Annotated in this window: 1 pseudogene; it reads left to right on the top strand. The window is 35.8% G+C overall.

From position 1 onward, the window contains the following. Window positions 1-302: pseudogene (locus PZE06_RS27930) on the top strand (D-xylose ABC transporter ATP-binding protein); the annotation flags it as partial.

Below are 302 nucleotides of genomic sequence, written 5' to 3'. Positions count from 1 at the left end.
GTATATATATCTCACCGTATGGAAGAAATATTTGAATTATGTGATGAAATCACAATTATGAGTGATGGGGCTTTCATTGGTCAGAAGACAATTACAGAAACAAATTTTGATGAAATTGTCAGCATGATGGTTGGATATGACCTAGATGACCGATTTCCGAGAGTTGATGTGAAACCTGGAGAAGTGGTGTTATCGGTTAAAGATTTAACACATAAAGGCAAATTTGAAAATATCAATTTTGAGGTATGTAAAGGTGAAGTTCTTGGTTTCTCAGGATTAATGGGCTCAGGCCGTACCGAAAT

Source organism: Robertmurraya sp. DFI.2.37 (assembly GCF_029211245.1).
Taxonomy (GTDB): domain Bacteria; phylum Bacillota; class Bacilli; order Bacillales; family Cytobacillaceae; genus Robertmurraya; species Robertmurraya methanolica_A.
This window is presented reverse-complemented; position numbering and strand designations above follow the sequence as displayed.